The following is a 1,976-nucleotide window of genomic DNA, read 5'->3' on the forward strand; positions in this document are numbered from 1 at the left end:
TGGCGTTTGCCTTAGCGCGTAAACTGTTCCCGCCGCAGGGTAGCTTCCACCACGGCGGAAGGAGCATGAGGCGGCGGCGGCAGGCCGGCCAATTCTGCCAGGCTGAGCGCGCCATCAATGTAGCGTTGTAACGCCTGCAAGATGTCTGGGCTGGGCTCCGTCCCCCCAAGCCGCGCGACGGCCAGCCCCCACTCGGCCTGATGCTGGCGTTTGAGCCGGGCCGCCCGCTCAGCTTCGGGCAGTTCGGCGGGGATAGGGGTGAACACGGAGCGGGTCATACACAGGCGCAGAAAAGATACTCAGCTATACGAAAGACGCCGCCGCAGGATACGCTTGTCGACCCTAAGCGCGCAGCCAGCGTCTGTTCTGTGCGCTTGCCGTCCTACCCTCTAGTACGCAAACAAGCCAGCAAGCAGTCTCGGCTAGCCCTACGAATGACTGCTTGCGTACAGCCCTTTTGGCTAAGACTTAACCACCCGTAGAAGCAGGTATCTGGCACCGCTTCAACCCAGTAAGCGGAAAGGAATCGCGCTGAGCACTACCCCTTTCTGCCATAGGCACAAGGCGTGCGTTCCTTCAATCAGGGCTAAGGTCATACAAGGGCCACCCGCGAGGAGTTGCACCAGATCACCAGCTTGCAAAGGACGAAAAGGAGAGAACATGAGAACACAAAGATGGCGCTTTCACTCCTTTATCAGCTACGCTCTCACGAACTTGATTGGCAGCAGCACAAGGCATCTGACGTGTAAGCTAGCCCAACTGCCGACGCCAATCGGTCGCCACGCCAGCACTGGCGAAACAACAGCAGCGCAGATTCGTTCGCGAGCCTCGCTGCAGAAGAGGTGATAGTTAGCAACTACCGGTACGACGCATGGGTAGACACAGGAACTGATTACTCGGATCCAAATGTATAGCTTACCTGTGCCTGCAGGCTAGTAGTGCGGGCCTTCTCGAGTCGAGCTGGCCACGATACCCAATCCGCGGGCAGTGCGGGCGGCGAATGACGTAAGGGGGTCACCGCCGCCGCATAGCGTAGTTCCACGGCCAGGTCGGCTAGTACCTGATAGCCAACGCCCACAACGCCGCCTAGCTCCCAGCGATGATACTGCTCAGTACCGGCGCGGGTTTCGGTGAAAGGGACCGCCAAGTTATAAGTATAGGGATCATCCAACAGCGTGGTTCTTTGCTCGCGAGCCTGTACTAAATAGCTCACCTGCGGCCCAGCCACGGCGAAGAGCTTTCCTACCTCTACCCGGGCCAGCATGGGTAAGGATAGGTAGTGTAGCCGACTGCGGGTTTGCTGACTGAAGATGGTAGGAAGGTTGAAAACTCCATTCGGTCCGTCCGCGAGTAAATCGGTCGTAGCGCCCCGCTGCTCGTAGAGCAGTTCCGGTTGCAGGGACCCGTGCCGGCCTAAAGACAACCGGGTGAGCACACCTAAAACGGGGCCGAACCGGAACCCGGGATTGGGTACTGGTGCTCCCTGATACGTACTCGCATTCAGGCCTGCTTTCGCGCCGAAGCGAACCTGTTGCGCGTACCCGGTACTGGCAACGAATAGACTCACTAGGGCAAGAGGAATAGCGTAGCGCATAGGCCGAGGAAGCGAGGAAGCAAGTAGGTAGCTACGCGTAAGAGACTGCTGACTGGCAGAAGGTTGCATGTGAGCTATCAGGCAACCACGCACCTGCGCCTGGAGCTATGCTATACCGCCCGTGCGCCGGCCGCTCCGCTCCGCTATAGCCATCTCCACTAGCCGGGCCGAAGAGGTACGCAACCGTAGCTGGCAAGCCTAGGTGAGCTACTACTTTGGCTCCTCGTAGTAACCCAAAAACTCCGCCACACAGAGCGCTTTCTGCGTTCAGGCTTAGTCTTTCCTGCGTGCAGACAAATGGTGACCAAATCCCCCGTGCGTGGGCGCGCTGGTACTCGTCTTCTCCCCACTTGTTCCTAGTCCGCTTGGCTGTCAGCGAGGA

The 1,976-nt window shown here is 58.9% G+C and carries 3 protein-coding genes; all 3 read right to left on the reverse strand.

Features of this window, described 5'->3' with window-relative positions; all coding sequences use genetic code 11:
• Positions 1–11 precede the first annotated feature (11 nt).
• The 3 genes from BXP70_RS28945 to BXP70_RS28950 all read right to left on the reverse strand — a co-directional run bounded on the left by BXP70_RS28945 (position 12) and on the right by BXP70_RS28950 (position 1,567).
• Positions 12–278 (reverse strand): hypothetical protein, encoded by a 267-nt coding sequence (locus BXP70_RS28945; RefSeq protein WP_086597597.1) that lies wholly within the window; start codon positions 276–278, stop codon positions 12–14.
• A 225-nt stretch (positions 279–503) separates the two neighbouring features.
• Entirely contained in the window at positions 504–662 is a 159-nt protein-coding gene (locus tag BXP70_RS30175) for a hypothetical protein (protein ID WP_179197903.1), read from the reverse strand.
• A gap of 230 nt (positions 663–892) precedes the next feature.
• Positions 893–1,567: a porin family protein gene (locus tag BXP70_RS28950; RefSeq protein WP_179197904.1), complete on the reverse strand. Its 675-nt coding sequence runs from the start codon at positions 1,565–1,567 to the stop codon at positions 893–895.
• Between the last annotated feature and the right edge of the window lie 409 nt (positions 1,568–1,976).

The sequence above is a fragment of the Hymenobacter crusticola genome (assembly GCF_002154225.1).
In the GTDB taxonomy this organism is placed as follows: domain Bacteria; phylum Bacteroidota; class Bacteroidia; order Cytophagales; family Hymenobacteraceae; genus Hymenobacter; species Hymenobacter crusticola.